The sequence below is a fragment of the Calothrix sp. PCC 6303 genome (assembly GCF_000317435.1).
Classification (GTDB): Bacteria; Cyanobacteriota; Cyanobacteriia; order Cyanobacteriales; family Nostocaceae; genus PCC-6303.
In genome coordinates this window covers 5,459,078-5,476,640 of sequence record NC_019751.1, presented here as the reverse complement: position 1 = coordinate 5,476,640, position 17,563 = coordinate 5,459,078, and the positions used below count along the sequence as shown (strand labels likewise).

Here is a 17,563-nt window from a genome sequence, read left to right as displayed (position 1 = left end):
CTTAAACCTCCAACCCCTTAATAATTCTGCCAGCACCACGCAATATCTGATAGTATGACCGACTAACGGCATCCCCATGTTCCGAAAGTACATCAATTCCAATGCCGTTACGTCCCATTTCCTTGCCAGAACTATGAATATAACGATCATCCCCTAAATAGAGTCCCACATGAGTCGCCTTTTGGGGAGTCCCAAAAAACACCAAATCACCAGGATTCAACTGGGAAATAGAAATTGACTCAGTAAAATCTTCCTGCTGATAAGCATCCCTTGGCAACCAGATACCTACCGAAACAAAAGCAGCTTGAATTAATCCCGAACAATCATAATTAGGTGCAACAGTTCCACCCCAAAGGTAATAATTGGCTTGTTTCATGGCATCATGGGTGAATGCGATCGCGCGTTCCCGTTGAGCCTGACTCACCGTATCTGTTAACTTCGGCGATAAAGTCCCTCGGTAGGGATGTAAAGTTAATTTCAGTAAACTAAAATCCTGATGTGATACCCAACCAGAATAATTATCCTCACATAAACATACCTCAACAGCTGTATCAGCATCATTAGATGTTACTGTGAGGTGTCTCCCCATAGCAGCCTGAGTTGCGAGTCGGTTACATTCAGGGGAATCGTAAATATTCAAATTAGCCAAACATTCATACTCACCTGATGTGAGATTTTGAATTTGAGATGGGATATTAGAAGACATCATTCGAGACAGATAGCCGAGTATGAATTTTTTTAGTCAAAACGAACAATTAGAACAGGTGGGAAATCGAGTCCTCGAAGCAACTTGGGCAGAATTCCCGACTTTGAAAAGTAACCAAATTGCCCTCACATGGATTGTCTATGATCCTCCAGTATTAGTAAACACTGGTGGGGCATTAACTCCGGATGCTTTTTGGAATCACCCAGTTCGTGGTTTTAATTATCGCGGAGATGAGCGCGTTTATCCAGCTAGCGTAGTTAAATTATTTTACTTAGTGGCAATCCACGAATGGGTAGAAAAGGGAATGACTCAACCTTTTCCAGAATTAGACCGAGCCATTCGTGATATGATTTTTGACTCTAGTAATGATGCTACAAGTTTGGTAGTGGATATTCTCAGCGGCACAACATCGGGACCAGAACTATCCCCAGCACCATTTGAAACTTGGAAATACCAAAGAAATATTGTCAACCGTTACTATCAATCTTTGGGTTGGAAAGAATTAGCGCAGATCAACGTTTGTCAAAAAACTTGGGGGGATGGACCTTACGGTCGGGAAATGTCATTTTATGGGAAAATGTTCGAGAATCGCAACATGTTAACCACCAACGCCGCCGCCAGATTGTTACATAGTATCATCGGTGGGGTAGCTGTATCCAGTATGCGATCGCAAACCATGATGAAGACGTTAAAACGGACTCTCAACCCGCAAGCACTACCCCAAGATGTGGAAGAAGATCAAATTACGGGTTTTCTCGGTGCTGGTATCCCCCAAACTTCTCAAATTTGGTCAAAAGCTGGTTGGACAAACCAAGTTCGTCACGATGTCGCTTACATCGAAATCCCAGATTTACGTCCCTACCTCCTAGCAGTATTTACCGAAGGCAAAGAAAACGCCAAAAATCGTCAAATTCTGCCATTTATTTCCCAACAAATTACTACAGCAGTTAGGCATTTTGACGTGTCAAAAGAAGCAGGGTAGCAGGGAGCAGGGAGCAGGGGGAAAGACTGAGACGGATCTCAGACTCTGCACTCTTTTAGAGCACCCTAGAAGGGATGCACTGAGCTTATCAAAGTGGGCGTAGCTCTCTATACGAGAGGCTACGCGAACGTACCCACGCTTTGCTCCGCGCAAATGGGAAGGACTTACTCCCCTTGCTCCCTAGCCCTTTTCCCTTGCCCCCTGCTTCCTGCTCCCTACCCCTTTTCCTCCTCCCCCCACCTGCCGAAACACATAACCCGTTGCCACCACCACAAAAATGGGAATAAAAACCGCATGTGCACCAAAAACTGCAGTTGCAACTCCAATATCTCTCCAGCGGACACCAATCACTAAACAAATTGCAAATATGACTGTAAAAATTCCATTCCAGCGTAAATCTAAATTTGGTTTACCAATTGCCACAAGTAACTGTGAAGCTGCATCACCAAAAGGTCGAGGAATCGCTGATAAACAGATTAAAACATAAAGTGGGACTGCATCTGCCCATTGCTGACCAAAAATAAGTGGAATATAGAATGGGGCTAAAGTAGCTTGAAAAAGAACTAAGGGAATAATTAAAAGGCTAATAGTTTTTAAACTTTTAAAATAACGCTGCTTTAATGCTTCTAATTCAGAACTTACAGCACATAAATGGGGCAATATTGCCGAATTTATAGCTTTGATAATACTCAAACTAATACCTAACCCGGAATTAAAAGCCCAAGAATAATTTCCTAAAGATTCAACACCTAAGAAAGTGGCAATAATTATATTATCTAAATTATTAATTGAAGTACGCAATAAACCGACACCAAAAATATTTCGACCGAAAATAAATATTTTATCCCAATTTTCAGTTGTAAATTTTCTCTGAGGTCGCCAAGGATGCTGATTTAAATAGACAATTAACTCCAAAGGTGCTACCAATACGCCAGGTAATGCAAACACCCAAACTCCCATCCCACTAACAGCAAATATTGCCGAAATCACACTTGCCACACAAAATTGTAAGCTATCAGTTAAGGCAATAACTTTAAATTTATTTTCCCGTTGTAATAATGTCTTTTGTACCCCAACAATGGGCCAAATTAAATAGGGAATACCAGCAACTACTATTGGCAAAACAATCTCTGGGCTATTTGTCAACCAAGCCACAGGGAAAGATAAAGCAGTTTGAATTACGAATAAAGCAGTAAATACTACCCAATTTAACCAATATGCAGAATCACATAAAGCATCAAGTTCTGCTTCATCTGCTTGGATAATTTTGGCACCAATGCCGACATTTGTAAAAGTTAGTGCATAGTCTCGAACTGTAAACAAAATTGCACCCAAACCGTAATCTCGACGCGTTAAAAACCGCGAAAAAATTACCACTACACCCACACGGAAAATACGATAAATAATTTCCGCCAAGCCAAGCCAGCCCAGGTTCCGCACAAACTGACTTGACAATTCTTTCTGGATTTTACTGATCAGTTGCTTTATAACATCCACTATTTGATTTTTGATGAATTTGATTTGGTGAAAAAATAATTGATTCTTAGCTTAGTGCTTCAATAATTTTTAGGCTAGTACATGAAGGCAGAAGGTGTTAGCTTGAACCGATTGAAGGGTAGAAGGCGCAAAAGCGGATTATCAGAGCTTTTTACTGGCATTGTTTTACTGGCATTGTAATAATAGGCTTATTCCTGCCGTGCTGTACTAGTAGAAAGTTAGATAATTCAGTTTTACGTCTGTAACCTTCAATTACGCCATATTCTACTAGACTAAATCATCATGACACTAGAGTGTTTGTAACCATTCCTAAAACAGTGGTGCGAGTAGCTTTCAACTCCTCTACCAGTTTCTTCAAATTGGGGCGCAGTGTTTTACCTAATCCCACTACTAAAACAATACCATCGGTGTGAGTGGTTAAGATGTTGGTGTCTACACGTCCTAAAATATTGGGTGCATCGTAAATAACTAGATTAAATTCATTATGCGATCGCTCAATGAATTCCCGCATCTTTTCTGATGCCAGTAGCTTTGAGGAATTTTGTGTTAATTGTCCTGCGGTGACAATAAACAAATTTTCCTCCCTTGGAACTTGTCCAATCACGTCATTTAAATCTAATCCATCTCCCAGAATTTCACTCAAACCTTTAGTATTCACCAAACCAACACTTTCATGTAATTGGGGATGACGGAAATTAGCATCAACTAGTAGAACCCGTTGTCCAGCTTGCGCGGCAATTAACGCTAGTTGTAACGCTACAGTAGACTTTCCTTCCTTCCCTGCCGTTGATGTCACAGTAATGGAACGAACCTGTGATTCCACACTATAAGCTTGAATTCTGTTGTATATTGAACAGAAAGATTGGGCAAAAAGTGCTTCCTTCTCAGCTTGGGCACTAAATTTAACCTGCGATTTTGAGCCTTGTTCTAATTGTTCTTGTAACCTCGCCACATTTGTAGCGATCGCTGGTTTGTGAATATCCCGATAATAGGGAATTGAACCTAGTAATGGCAACTTGCCAGCCCGTTTGGCATCTTCTGGATCATAAAAAACATTTTGCCTGTTTTCAATGGCAAATGCCGCCAGCGCACCTAATAGCAATCCACCAATTCCCCCCATCATCGCAGTACTGGTAGGACTAGGTGTAATGGGGACTACATCACCTTTCTTATCACGAGGTAGAGTTGGAGGCATAATCAATTCCCAGGGAACATCCTGCTGTGCATTATCTACCCGCAGAGCTTCCTGTTTTGCCAGCAATTGATTCAATGTATCTGTTGATACTTGGAGATCCCGTTGTAGGTTAGTATGCTGACGAGCCACCACTGGATATTGCCTGATTTGCTCACTCATTTGTGCCTCCGACTGCACAAGCGTTTGCAAGTTAGCAGTTAGGGATTGAACCTGATTGGTGGTATTTGCCAGTTGTTGAGTCAGTTCTCGCCGAATTGAGTTTTGGTAAGTGCCAACTTGAGAAGGCAAAGGTTCACCATTATTGTTATTACCCAATGCCAGTCTTTGTTCTTGGTTCAACAGTGGTAGAAGCTTTTCTCGCTGTTCCCGCAAATCTTGCATAATCGGACTAGCTTCGTTGTATTTTACCGATTCAGTGGCAATTTTTGCTTCAACTTCCCGAATTCGAGTCAAAATTTGTTGATATTGGGGTGATTCACTCAAAGCCGAAGCGGCAATGGCTGCATTTTGCTGCATCCCTAACTGATTCTGTAAAGAACCATATAAAGATCTAGCTTCTGCCAATTTGCGCTCAACTTCTAATCTTTGTGTCTTCGCATCGTCCAATCGCTTCAACAGTTGCTCACTTTGCAATTGTGGATTATATAACCCATAGTGTTGTTGAAATAACTGCATTTGTCCTTGCAAAGTATTGACACGCAGTTGTATTTTCGGAATCTGCTGCTCTATAAATCTCATCCCCTGACGGAGATTTGTTTGCTGCTGTTCAATACTGTATTTTCGATATGCTTGGGATACCCGATCTAAAACAATCTCGACTTTTTCAGGATCAAGATCTCTATACCGCACTTCGATCACCCTTGACTCGTCTTTACCCTTAGTCAGACGAGTTATGTACAAAGTACCTAAACGTCCAGGTGCTACTTTTCCCGATGGTACATCACCACCCACCATATGATCATAGGTAGTATTTGGGTACTTAGGTAATAGCTCTTGAACAACCGGATCAATCAACTTCGGACTTTTTAGCACCTCCATCAAAGCGTTGTAATCCAAAGCTGTGGTATTTTGCTTAGTGATTTCATTCACATTTTGCTGAAGAGTCTGAGAAAGTAACTTTAAGAGTTCACTATCAGATGTTTTTAAAGGTTCTACCAAAATCTGAAATCGCCCTTCATACTTTGCCGTCTGACTAGCTGCCCAAATTGCCGCAGTGGTCGCTGTTACCATTGCTATACCTGCAATTACGCCGATTCTGCGCCGCAAAATTCCAAAAATTGGACTTAACGAAGCACTGCTCTCTTCATCTACATCAGATTTCCTCTTCCACCAGGTTGCATCCCTCATCAGCGGATTGGGGAGAGGATTTTGATTGTGGGAGTGCTGTAAGCTTTCTTCTTTAATTGGCATCGGCGTTTTCATGCAAAACCGTTTTTATAATCTACTTTGCTATTCTCTTCTTACAAATTAAATTCTTTCCAACCGGGGTAGAAAATAACTTCAAGCTACTACTGGCAGGATAGATTGATTTGAGGATACAGGATTTATTTACAGAAAGACTATCATAAGACATCACAGGATGCGGGAATCTCAGTGTCTTTAGACATGAGTTGTTGACACCAACGTCAATTACCCATATCACCAACATTTAAATTGTACAGTGATGAAATCGCTTTAAGTTTCTTTGATTTGGCTGCCGTTAATGTCCAGCTTGAAAGCGTAACTATTAACGGGTGATTTAAGCGGTTAATAACCAATATATATCCAGATGTTAGGAAAAACAGGCAACAACTCAATCCATTGATTCACTTTTTCTTGTATCACGATTTTACATGCTGCTCAGACAATATTGGAAAATTTATATTTGAGCAACGATAAGTTTATTTATTCTTGATTTTCGATGAAGATCCTGCAAGGTTGATACTTTACTAAAAATTTGCAGGAGCAGAAAATGAATGAAGATTGAGTAAAGTGAATGCTAAATTCTTCAACTAAAGTTATTCTTTTGAGAATGTTAGCAATAACGAAAGCGACTCATGTGAACTGATTTAGATAAGCGTTTGCCACTCACCTATGCCTGAAGAGTCTAATACTGGCGCATGATGTGACAAAATAAAACATAAACCTTGTCTATCTTGAGATCTATAGTTTTCCTTCAACACCTTGAGATTCCTAATCTTTTACAAGGCGAGGAAGCGCGTCTACCTTACGACCCTCCGGGAAGTCGCTACACCTCTGCCGAATAAACCAGATGAAACGCTAAAAACTCCGGCTTTGATTATGTATAAGGTTGATCACAATGTCAGTGAAGATAACTAACCCTTAATATTATGTTAAAAATGTCACTACTAAACTGTCGCAAACTGGCATAATTTTTCAAAAACTTAGGTTCAAATCACGTTAAATTGATAATACTAATGTACGCCAAATTAAAGACATTAATATCAATATTTACCCTTATCAGTAAATGAACTATTGGGAATGAGATATTTCATGCCAGGGTTTTTAATATTACTAGAAAAAGTATTTGTAGTCATATCACTGTTTCTGTCAACATCAGCATTGATACCGATCTTGGTGGAAACTGAGGAATCAGCCATTGCGGCGGCAGATCCTTATACCCCAATCCTGTTTATGGGGGTTTATGCGGTGACTGGGGTGTTGATTTTCCAGCACTGGAAAAATTTTCTGTGGATAGCCCGCAAAGATATCTGGTTGTGGCTATTGATGGGAATTGCGATCGCATCAATCGCTTGGACTATTGCTCCCGATATTACACCCCGTCGTAGTCTCTTGTTATTAGGAACAAGCTTATTTGGGGCTTATATGGCAGTGCGCTACAGTATCCGCCAACAACTACAGCTACTTGGTTGGGCATTTGCCTTATTAATTGGGCTAAGTTTCGTGTTTGCGATCGCATTACCAAACTACGGCTTAATGACTTTCCAAGAAGGTGGGATTCATGCAGGTGCTTGGAGAGGTGTATTTTCCCACAAAAACCTCCTAGGACGTTCCATGGTACTAAGCAGCATGATCTTCATGTTCATAATTGCCAGCAAATCCGTTACTCCTAAGTACCGATGGTTGCCTTGGCTAGGTTACACTTTGTCCTTTGCCCTCATCGTCCTTTCCAGCTCGAAAACAGCAATAGTCAGTTTCTTCATGCTGGGAATCATTTTCCAACTTTATCGCTCGTGGCGACTCAATTACTCTCGATTAATTCCCTTCGCTATTGCCTTTATACTGATATTTGGAACCACAATTACCCTAATTATTGATAATTTACCTTTAATTACTAGTGCAGTTGGGCGTGACTTAACCTTAACAGGGCGAACAGATATCTGGATGGCAATGCTAGATAAAATCTCAGAGCGTCCTTTCCTTGGCTACGGCTTGAATGGTTTTTGGCGTGATTGGGATAATGAAGCCACCGCCTTTATGTGGAGAATTTTAGGGTGGGAATGTCCCTACGGTCATAACGGGTTTATGGACTTATTTGCAGAGTTGGGAATATTCGGCTTGGTTAGCTTCATGATTAGTTATGGGACTACTTTTTTCCGTAGTATCAGTTGGCTACGAAAAACCAAGAGTGCTGAAGGTATTTGGTCAGCAATGTATCTGACTTTTTTATTAATTTACAACATCAGTGAAAGCACCCTCTTAACAAATAACAGCATTTTTTGGATTCTCTACACATCAGCTACTTTTTCCATATTCGCCGAATATGAGCGTCTCCAAGATGAGCAGTACATGAATGCTGTTTATGAAGCGCAATTAATGGAACTAGAAATATTTAACGAACAAAACTTAAATTGAGGCAAAAAATTACATGTTAGTGGCTATTTGTGTTGCTAGTTATTGTCGTCCAGAAGGACTAAAGCGCTTACTTGATGGTTTGAATCAATTAAATTTTAGAAAGTGCGAAACTCCCGAAATTCAAGTGATTGTAGTTGATAATGATGCTAATGGTTCAGCAAAAGCAGTCTGCAATAATCAACTTTCACAATTTAAGTGGTCGCTGCAATATTCCATCCAAACCACACGGGGAATATCCTTTGCACGCAATCACGCGATCGCACTTGCGCTATCAATCAGCAATCACGTTGATTTTATTGCCTTCATTGATGATGACGAAGTTCCCGAACAAAGCTGGTTAGACGAACTCCTCTCCACTCAAAAAACCTATCAAGCAGATGTGGTTACAGGTCCAGTAATACCCCAATTCATCAAATCAGATGTCCCTAACTGGGTAGTGAAAGGGAAATTTTTTGAGCCAAAACGTTACCCCACAGGACATATTCTCAAAACAGCCTTTACCAATAATGTCCTGATTCGGACTCAAGTAATTCGTCAACTAGATACTATCTTTGATGAAAGTTTTGCCCTCACAGGTGGCGAAGATTCACACTTTTTCATGCGGCTTTATCGCTCCGGACATAAATTTGTTTGGACTGATGAAGCCATTGTTACTGAATACGTACCCCAAAGCCGCACCAATGTCAAATGGGTATTAGAACGTGGTTATCTCGGTTGGAGTTTACACAGTTATTGCGAACGTCAACTTTACCCGTCAATTAACGTGGTTGCAGTTCGGATAATCAAAGGAATTGCCCTAATTACTCAAGGTTTATGTCTAATTTTTCCTTCCCTATTTTTAGGTGAACATGCGTTAGTTAAAGCCCTACTTCATATCTATCGTGGGGTTGGCACCCTTGCAGGTATCCTGGGAATTCGCTACGAAGCTTACAAAGTTACTCACGGAGTCTAGCTAATTTCTCAAATTGAGAATTCGTCAGATATTATTGCCCTTAAATTATGAATATTTTGTACTTGACAACAGTTCTCCCAAGCCAACGTAAAACAGGTGGTGAGATTGCTTCACAATGTTTCATTGATGCACTGGAGAAAGATGGACACGAGGTAAAAGTAGTTGGCTATCAGAGACATGGGGATGTAAGTACAAAAAAACAAAATGAGATTTCTGTTGGTTATCGACATATTGAAACGAAAAAATCTCAGTTTTACCCATTGATTTGGATGGGTTGTGGATTAATCAAAAACCTACCCTACTCATCAGCTAAATACTATAGTGCTAGATATGAAAATCAAGTTAAAAAGCTCTTAGAAAATAACTCTTTTGAAACTGTAATTATTGACCATGCTCAACTTGGCTGGCTACTCCCTTCACTAAAACACAAATTTAAACAAGTTGTTTTTATTGCTCACAATATTGAATCTGAAATTTATCATGCTCAATTCAATAACTCAAAGAGCTATTTAGCAAGACCTATTTATCATCGAGAAACTCGTCGAATCAAAAGCCTTGAAGATAATTTAGCCAAAAATGTTCAACAAGTTTGGACACTTACACATCACGACTGGAAATATTTTCAACACATCAATACAGCTACCCAAGTATTTGATATCCCTTCCCCATTGGAAACCTTGGCACAACCCAGTAAATTGAAAACCTGCGATGTGGGGATAATCGGAAGCTGGACTTGGAAAGCTAATATGGAGGGATTGCAATGGTTTTTTGCCAACGTCTATCCTAATCTCCCCAAAAGCCTATCCATTCGAGTTGCAGGTAAAGGTGCAGAATGGCTAGATAGTTTATATCCCAACGTTGAGTATTCTGGCTTTGTTCCGGATGTCCAAACCTTTTTGACAGAGGCTAGAACTATTGCTATTCCCTCCATCAGTGGTGGTGGAATTCAGATTAAAACGCTGGATGCGATCGCATCCGGTTCTCCTATCGTTGCCACACCTACAGCTTTACGCGGCATATTTGACTACCCTTCAGGTATCACAGTTAGCGAAGAGTCTAATGATTTTGCCCATGCTCTGGTAGAAATGGTTGCATCTAATCAAATTGTCAATGAGACTTTATACAAACTCCATCAAGAGCGATTCTTGTGGTCGAAAAATCGTCATAAAAAATTTATATCTGATGTAAGTCAAGCTTTGATGATGTTAGAGAAAGCGAAAAAATAAATGATTTTTAATTCATAACCTTTAAAAGCCACAGACTTCGCAGTTTAACAGTAGGGACAGAAGAGGATATCCTACTGTCTTAAAGATTGCGTCATTACGTAACCCTTAACGGCATACAAAAATATCAAAGATTCACACATATTAGCGAATATTAATCAAACTTTTATTTCTTTATGTATGAAATGAGTTGTAATTATTATATGCCTAACAATTGTAACTTACTTCTAAAAAGTCTCATTGATTAAGTTTTAGGACTTATGCAATTAGCACAATTAGTGCTTGGTTCATAAGCTATAAGTCTTAATATTTAATTAAAATATAATCGCAACGTCATACATCCGCGAAAAATATGTCAGTTGTGAAGTGATAAATTTGTTTTCAATACCAATTAAGAGATAAGTAACGGCATAATCCAATACTGACAAACGAAAATTATATGTATCAAGCTAAAAGCGTTAATTTTGAGCATCAACCACGTATTTTGATTGTCTCAATGCGTAACTTTCGTTCAGAAGCATTTCGTTCAGCAGAGTATGAATTTGAAGACGCTATATGCGATTTCGACTATGCTGATATGCTCACACCTTCCTATAATTCTAGCTTTACCAAAAAAATTAAAAAGAAAATATCAAATCGTTTAGCAACATACTTAGAAATAAGCGACCTATTAGATTCGGGATGTTATCCAGAGGCAATAGAAAAAGAGTATGACTTACTTATTTTTATCTGTCAATATTATTGGGATATTACTTCTCTTAATTCTATTCATGGTTGGAGAGAAAAATGTCATAAAGCCGTATTATGGATTGACGAAATATGGATCAAAGAACTTGAAGATAAAAAAACTAGAAATTGCCTAAAACTGTTAAAAAACTTTGATTATGTTTTTACAACCCAAAGCGAAACCGCAAAAGTAATGGAACATGTCATTGAACGTCCTTGTCTTTCGTTACCATATGGAATTGATGCTATAAAATCTTGTCCAAATTTTAATCAAAGTAAAAGGAATATTGATATCTACAGTATCGGTCGTCGCTCACCAATTACTCATCAATCACTACTAGAATTAGCAGAAAATCAGAATTTATTATATATTCATGATACTCTCAAAGGCTTGCAGATGATCAATTATAAAGAGCATCGTCTGCTTTATCGAAACCTAATTAAAAGAAGTCGTTATTTTATTGCAAATAAGGCTAAGTTTGATACTCAAAATCAAACAGGTGGTCAAGAAGAATTGGGTTCTCGCTTTTTTGAAGGAGCCGCAGGTGGTTCTGTAATGATTGGTATCCGTCCACAGTGTGAAGCTTTTACAACTAATTTCGATTGGGATGATTCGCTAATTGATATTTCTTATGACACGGCAAATATCGGCGATATCATCACGGATTTAGATTCTCAACCGCTACGTTTAGAAAGAATACGGAATAATAACATAGCTAACTCACTATTACGCCATGATTGGGTTTATCGTTGGGAGTCTATCTTAACAACAGTCGGGTTAGATATAACTCCAATTATGGAACATAGAAAAGCACTTCTAAAAGAAATGGCTGCGAATATTAATCATCTGCACCTAATGTCAGCCTAAAAGGTAGGCTATTGAGTTTGATATAATTTCGACACTTTTCTTTCATCCAATTTTTGTCTCAAAGTCAGGGTTCCTAGGCAATGCCTGGGAACCCTGACTTTGAGGCTCTGCCTAGGCTGTTGACTCTATGTCTTTTTATGGGTTAGATTTTCATGCAATATCTGTGACATAACTTGTTCCTTGTCTCTGGCAAGGAATACAGAGTTAGAGGCTCTGCCTCTAGTCTGGACAAGAGGCAGAGCCATCGCAAAATGTATTAATGTATTTAGGTTTTTAACACCCACTTACTTAAAATCTATCAATAATTTGCCATGTATGATTCTTATCTTTCTCATCTTTACTCATGTATAAATTGAGTTTTTGTTTTAAAATCAGCACGAAAAAAGGAAGATCTTCAACAAGATAGCGTTTCCATAATCTTTTTGGCTCACACAGGAGACGAAATAACCATTCAATACCAATTTTGCTAATCCATTTAGGCGCTCTTCTCACATTATCAGCTTCAAAATCAATCGTAGCTCCCAATGCCATGAAAATATGGATATTAGGTAGCATATCTTTGTACTTACAAAGCCACTTTTCTTGTTTGGGAGCACCAACACCAATTACTAAAACCGAAGCACCTGAATTATTTACCATGTCAACAATACGATGACATTCTGCTTCGTCTTTTTCAAATCCAAATGGGGGAGAATATGTATCAATCACAATATCTCTACCGATTTTTTTATTAATTTTTTTTTGGGCAGTGCGAGCAACTCCTTCAGCAGCACCTAAAAGAAAAATCTTAATATTGTCGTTGTGTCGATGATGATAGTAAAAGGCAGGAAGTAAATCGGAACCAGAAATTTTTTCTTTAATTGGTGTTCCTAAGAATTTAGAAGCATACAATAGGATTTGACTATCGCAAAGTTTATAATTGCTGGCACTATAAGCCTGAACAAAATCAGGATCTTTCTGAAGTTTGATGAGATGATCTACATTTGGTGTGAAGACTATGCCAGAATTCAAATTATTTAAAAATTCTGCCTTGGACAGATTATCAATCTCTAAGTTCAGAATTTTGACTTTGTTCATATTATTGGCGTACCTAAGAAATGAATAAACGAATATAACTTTAAAGGTGTAGTGTTAAGGAGTAAGCTTTAACTAGACTTAATTAATCTGAGACTTGTCAATTGTGTGGTGATTGATTGAAAAGAAATCAGTTAAGGGGTTTCTAAAGAATAAAATACTAAATTCTATTTCTTCAGATGATGGTGTGTATAGCCCTACGGTATCCAAGAAAAGGTGTAAGCCGTAACGCATCCTGCAAAAACTAGATGCTTAATTACTTAGAAGTCCCTAATAAGAATTTAGTTGAGTAGTCTAAATTCAATAATATTCACTACAAAAGTAAGTTTTACAACAGGTTACCTTAATTATTTTTTACTGACTTCCTTGCAGCTAAAGGTTACAGTTGAATAGCACTAATATAAGCCCAAACTCTTATCTGGCATTCTTTCCAGAGGCTCCCTTTCGTGAATCGTCTGGAGGTAAAACTTCCAGTAATCGTTTCCGAATCTCCACTCTAGGAACGATTCAGGGTAAGTGCCACATCTTAACTTAGTTCTATTGGGTTATAGCCTTTACATGAGACTAAGTTCATAACATCAGACCCAGTTAATAACTGTCCCTGAATCAGCTAGTCAGTAAGGTAAAAGGAAACTGTTGGTTTAGTTTACATCAACTAATTGAAAAAATGCTGACTTCTTTAATTCACAAGATTTTGCTATATTTTCTTTCCCCAAAATACATCTATATTCTATGGCTATGCTTTAGTAATGTTAAATTAGCATAATTCGTAAGGGTATAGTGCTAAATCTATATATCTTTCATGAAAAATATATGGAATCAAGCAGAAACACTGATGTTAATCAGTAATATGGGCTAATTCTGATGTTTATTGCTTTGAATGTGTAATTATTTAGACAGATCAAGTCAAATATATAAATTTTGTGTAAAAGATTGACTCAATCCTAGTATTTGGTCTTTTTAGAAACAATCAAATAGTGGATTAACATATACAGCAAGGTTCGCTAGGGCTTAAATTCTAAATCAATCTGAATGGGATTGTCACAGATAATAATTAATGCTGCTAGAAATCAATCTTAAAGCAATTTGATTACGCATATATGCACATGTAAATTAGTCACCACTACTTTGTTGACACTGAATCAATTGCACCAGGTTTTACAAGAGTATTTTTCCGTCGTTACAGATAATTCAGTGGTTAGGCACTAGTTTTAGTCATCAGCCTAATTGAGTATTTATTTTGAAACATCTGTATCATTTTTTTACAAATTTCTCCTAGTGAGGATGTGAAAATCGATTTTTTAGTGTTAAATGTTGATTATTGCCATCGATTTTAGATTGATCAAAAAACTAAATAATTAAATTTGGCAACTTTAATTTCAGGAGTGAATGTGAATACGATCTTTTCTCGTCATCATCTTATTGGTCTGCTGAGTCTTATGTCTATAGGGGTACTCAGTGGTACTGGTTTTCCTGCTGTCGCTCAGACTAGTAATTCTCAAACTTACCAGTCTACGACTGCTGTAGACGAAGTTGGACAGCCTTTGCAAAATGCAAAAGCTTCGGATTTATCAAATTTAGGGGCTGTTAATTCAGAAATATCCTCGGTAAGCAACACTACCCCGGTACCAGGAACGGCGGTGACTTCCTCATCAGGGTTAAAATCGACATCTTCATCTCAACAGCTTGCACAGTCTGATATTTCTGTGGGTAGAGCTAATCGTGGTGGTTCTAGCTATGTGGGCATTGCGGGGAATATTGGTGTTGGTGGGGGTGACTCATCATTGGGGGATGGAAATTTTGCAGTTATTAGCAAAATTGGTTTGAGTAGAACTTTGTCGGTAAGACCTGCGGCTGTCGTTGGAGATAATACAACGTTTTTGCTTCCTGTAACTTATGACTTTAATCTTCAGTCGGCAACTGATCCTTTCGTAGAACCGTTACCAATTGCCCCTTATGTTGGTGTTGGAGCTGCGATTAAAACAGGTGGAGATGATTCTACGGTTGCTTTTTTGGTATCCGGTGGGGTTGATGTGCCTTTAAATCGACAATTTACAGCAACTGCGTCTGTAAATGCTGGATTTTTTGACCAGACTGACGTTGGTTTTTTGATTGGGGTCGGTTATAACTTTAGTGGTTTTTAGTCTTTACTTTTTTAAAGCTAAAGTTCACACAATATCTATGAGACAGATGCTTTCTTCCGGTAAGGAATAGAAATTGGCAGACTCTGCTTCCTATCCAGATGGGAGGCAGAGCCTCAAACAGAAGTTTCCCAGGCAGAGCCTGAGGAACGAGAGATGACACAAAAATTGTATGAAATGAAAGTATCAAAATTACATCAAAGTCAAGAGCCTATCCTAGTACCCGGAGTTTAGATAAGTAAACACTAAAAAGAGGATTGCGCTTACCCCTAACAAGCATCTGTCCTATTTTTCTTCAGACTGGTATCAGTGGCTGGCTAATTTTATTCTGGTTTCAAGATTTGAAGTTACTATTTAACGGGTTTTGAAACATAAAGACTTCACAAGCGTCATAGGAGTATTGAGCTATTGCAAAATAGTATCATCCCTATATGATGCGATCGCATTAGCGATTCCGCCCATATAGATAGCAACTTTCTCAATATCAGGAGAGACATTACACTCCAAAATGACCCCTAGGGTAATATGTCTCTACAGATTTTTAGTCATTATGAGCGTGGTTCATAATTTATCGGAAATCTGCTTTACCAGCAAAAATCACTAAAATAAAAGTCTAAATCATTAAGTTCTAATTCCCACTATGCCAACCTCTAAATTGCCTCAATTCAAAAAAATACATGGTTTGGCTCTAGTCCTACCACTGGCATTTCTGAGTGTACTGACTCCAATAAAACTGCAAACAGCTGTAGCCCAAACGGCTGCACAGGGAAGACCTTTACAAATTAGGTCAGATGTCCAAGAATATGACGCAAAGACCAGGGTTGTGACTGCTAGGGGCAATGTGCAAATGGTGTATTCTGCTCGTGGTATTCAAGCAACCGCAGCCCAAGCACAGTATTTTAGCAATGAGCAGCAAATTGTCCTCAGTGGCAATGTGTATATTTTGCAGCAAGGAGTTAATAGTATTCGCGGTGAACGAGTCACCTACTTAATCGATCAAGGTAGATTTATTGCTCAACCCCAAAGTGGTCGTCAAGTAGAATCGATTTATTTAGTGAATGACGCTCCTAACAATCCAGCCAGTACACAAGCACCTAAAACACCAGCTTTGAAACGTGGTAATTGATTATATTGTTAATGTATGGATGTTTTCTAAAGTTTTTTACCATCTTACTTAGCAGGCATACCGTCTGCTTGGAAGTGGGTGGTAATAAATATCAACAAAATTCTTTCTTAGCTTGCGGAGGCAGGCTTGGTTTTCCTAGTCCTAGGCTTCTAATCTGCGGGTAAGATTGCAAAATTGGAATCCTCCCGCAGTTTTATCCTGTAATTTGTCTTTTTATATTTGTAAACATCGTCTATTTTGAGAACCATAGTTTGTATGTAAGATTTTTATTGTGCATAGCTTGCTTCTTTGCAGGAGTGAAGCCGCTACGCGTCTATGGAATGACGAAACTCTACTTTTGACGACAGAGGTGATTTAACTCTAAGTTCGGCAAAATATTTTCCCTGCTTTTTCCTTACCCCAGCAATCCCAATCGTGAAAATTGCCCTCGAAAATGTCCACAAATCCTATGGGAAGCGACTAATTGTTAATCGTGTTAGTATTTCTGTTTCTCAAGGTGAAATTGTTGGTTTACTTGGTCCAAATGGTGCTGGTAAAACCACAACTTTTTATATGGCGACTGGTTTAGAAAAACCGAATCAGGGAAAAGTGTGGCTGGATAATGTTGATATTACACCATTGTCAATGCATAAACGGGCACGTTTGGGTATTGGGTATTTAGCACAGGAACCCAGTATATTTAGGCAATTAAGCGTCCGTGATAACTTGTTACTGGTGTTAGAACAAACTAATGTACCGCGCTGGGAATGGTCGATGCGGATGGATACATTAATCCGGGAATTTCGTTTAGAAAAGGTAGCTAATAGTAAAGGAATTCAGCTTTCTGGAGGTGAACGTCGGCGCACAGAGTTAGCGAGGGCTTTAGCTGCAGGACGGGAAGGTCCTAAGTTTTTACTCTTGGATGAACCCTTCGCGGGAGTTGATCCGATTGCAGTTTCCGAGATTCAGCAAATCGTGGCAAAATTACGCGATCGCAATATGGGTATTCTGATTACAGACCATAATGTCCGCGAAACCCTAGCCATCACTGATCGTGCTTACATCATGCGAGAAGGACAAATTTTAGCGTCTGGCACTGCCGAAGAACTCTATGGTAATCCCCTTGTCAGACAATATTATTTGGGTGACAACTTCCACGCGTGAAAATGGCAGTAAGTAGGTCGGCACAAACTAACATTAAAAAAGGCAACAGTCAACAGTGAACAGGGTAAAAATGTTTGAGATGGGGTTATCCCCATCTTAAGCAAACCAACTTAA

Annotated in this window: 12 protein-coding genes; 8 read left to right on the top strand and 4 right to left on the bottom strand. The window is 38.9% G+C overall.

Annotated features, from left to right (window positions below; all coding sequences use genetic code 11):
* Position 1 precedes the first annotated feature (1 nt).
* On the bottom strand, positions 2-706 hold the full coding sequence (locus CAL6303_RS22150) for a C40 family peptidase (protein ID WP_041739856.1): 705 nt from the start codon (positions 704-706) through the stop codon (positions 2-4).
* Between the two features lie 22 nt (positions 707-728).
* Here CAL6303_RS22150 and CAL6303_RS22145 point away from each other — a divergent pair, with 22 nt between their 5' ends.
* Positions 729-1,688, top strand: coding sequence for a serine hydrolase (locus tag CAL6303_RS22145; protein WP_015200064.1), 960 nt, complete (start codon positions 729-731; stop codon positions 1,686-1,688).
* A 180-nt stretch (positions 1,689-1,868) separates the two neighbouring features.
* On the opposite strand, the gene CAL6303_RS22140 is transcribed toward CAL6303_RS22145, so the two are convergent.
* Together CAL6303_RS22140 and CAL6303_RS22135 are read right to left on the bottom strand one after the other, a co-directional pair.
* On the bottom strand, positions 1,869-3,143 hold the full coding sequence (locus CAL6303_RS22140; RefSeq protein ID WP_238993727.1) for a lipopolysaccharide biosynthesis protein: 1,275 nt from the start codon (positions 3,141-3,143) through the stop codon (positions 1,869-1,871).
* A gap of 322 nt (positions 3,144-3,465) precedes the next feature.
* A complete protein-coding gene (locus tag CAL6303_RS22135; protein WP_238993726.1) occupies positions 3,466-5,802 on the bottom strand; it encodes a GumC family protein in 2,337 nt (778 codons plus the stop codon).
* A 1,071-nt stretch (positions 5,803-6,873) separates the two neighbouring features.
* On the opposite strand from CAL6303_RS22135, the gene CAL6303_RS22130 reads away from it, so the two are divergent.
* The 4 genes from CAL6303_RS22130 to CAL6303_RS22115 all read left to right on the top strand — a co-directional run bounded on the left by CAL6303_RS22130 (position 6,874) and on the right by CAL6303_RS22115 (position 11,965).
* Positions 6,874-8,196 carry an O-antigen ligase family protein gene (locus CAL6303_RS22130; RefSeq protein WP_015200061.1) on the top strand — a complete coding sequence of 441 codons (1,323 nt, stop codon included), beginning with the start codon at positions 6,874-6,876 and terminating at the stop codon, positions 8,194-8,196.
* A 13-nt stretch (positions 8,197-8,209) separates the two neighbouring features.
* On the top strand, positions 8,210-9,148 hold the full coding sequence (locus CAL6303_RS22125) for a glycosyltransferase family 2 protein (RefSeq protein WP_015200060.1): 939 nt from the start codon (positions 8,210-8,212) through the stop codon (positions 9,146-9,148).
* 47 nt (positions 9,149-9,195) lie between these two features.
* Positions 9,196-10,374 (top strand): glycosyltransferase, encoded by a 1,179-nt coding sequence (locus CAL6303_RS22120; RefSeq protein WP_015200059.1) that lies wholly within the window; start codon positions 9,196-9,198, stop codon positions 10,372-10,374.
* Positions 10,375-10,810: 436 nt separating this feature from the next.
* The gene (locus tag CAL6303_RS22115; protein WP_015200058.1) at positions 10,811-11,965 is read left to right on the top strand and encodes a glycosyltransferase; all 1,155 of its coding nucleotides are present in this window, start codon (positions 10,811-10,813) and stop codon (positions 11,963-11,965) included.
* A 288-nt stretch (positions 11,966-12,253) separates the two neighbouring features.
* On the opposite strand, the gene CAL6303_RS22110 is transcribed toward CAL6303_RS22115, so the two are convergent.
* The gene (locus CAL6303_RS22110) at positions 12,254-13,042 is read right to left on the bottom strand and encodes a WecB/TagA/CpsF family glycosyltransferase (protein ID WP_015200057.1); all 789 of its coding nucleotides are present in this window, start codon (positions 13,040-13,042) and stop codon (positions 12,254-12,256) included.
* A 1,436-nt stretch (positions 13,043-14,478) separates the two neighbouring features.
* On the opposite strand from CAL6303_RS22110, the gene CAL6303_RS22105 reads away from it, so the two are divergent.
* From CAL6303_RS22105 to lptB, 3 genes are all read left to right on the top strand, one after another.
* A complete protein-coding gene (locus tag CAL6303_RS22105) occupies positions 14,479-15,183 on the top strand; it encodes a hypothetical protein (protein WP_144051074.1) in 705 nt (234 codons plus the stop codon).
* Between the two features lie 637 nt (positions 15,184-15,820).
* The gene (locus CAL6303_RS22100) at positions 15,821-16,306 is read left to right on the top strand and encodes an LptA/OstA family protein (protein ID WP_015200055.1); all 486 of its coding nucleotides are present in this window, start codon (positions 15,821-15,823) and stop codon (positions 16,304-16,306) included.
* A gap of 414 nt (positions 16,307-16,720) precedes the next feature.
* A complete protein-coding gene (lptB, locus tag CAL6303_RS22095) occupies positions 16,721-17,449 on the top strand; it encodes an LPS export ABC transporter ATP-binding protein (RefSeq protein WP_015200054.1) in 729 nt (242 codons plus the stop codon).
* Positions 17,450-17,563 lie beyond the last annotated feature (114 nt).

Bases quoted from the DNA above. Each gene is read 5' to 3' on its own strand.
- CAL6303_RS22150 (WP_041739856.1), bottom strand. From the start codon at position 706: ATGTCTTCTAATATCCCATCTCAAATTCAAAATCTCACATCAGGTGAG.
- CAL6303_RS22145 (WP_015200064.1), top strand. From the start codon at position 729: ATGAATTTTTTTAGTCAAAACGAACAATTAGAACAGGTGGGAAATCGA.
- CAL6303_RS22135 (WP_238993726.1), bottom strand. From the start codon at position 5,802: ATGAAAACGCCGATGCCAATTAAAGAAGAAAGCTTACAGCACTCCCAC.
- CAL6303_RS22130 (WP_015200061.1), top strand. From the start codon at position 6,874: ATGCCAGGGTTTTTAATATTACTAGAAAAAGTATTTGTAGTCATATCA.
- CAL6303_RS22125 (WP_015200060.1), top strand. From the start codon at position 8,210: ATGTTAGTGGCTATTTGTGTTGCTAGTTATTGTCGTCCAGAAGGACTA.
- CAL6303_RS22120 (WP_015200059.1), top strand. From the start codon at position 9,196: ATGAATATTTTGTACTTGACAACAGTTCTCCCAAGCCAACGTAAAACA.
- CAL6303_RS22115 (WP_015200058.1), top strand. From the start codon at position 10,811: ATGTATCAAGCTAAAAGCGTTAATTTTGAGCATCAACCACGTATTTTG.
- CAL6303_RS22110 (WP_015200057.1), bottom strand. From the start codon at position 13,042: ATGAACAAAGTCAAAATTCTGAACTTAGAGATTGATAATCTGTCCAAG.
- CAL6303_RS22105 (WP_144051074.1), top strand. From the start codon at position 14,479: ATGTCTATAGGGGTACTCAGTGGTACTGGTTTTCCTGCTGTCGCTCAG.
- CAL6303_RS22100 (WP_015200055.1), top strand. From the start codon at position 15,821: ATGCCAACCTCTAAATTGCCTCAATTCAAAAAAATACATGGTTTGGCT.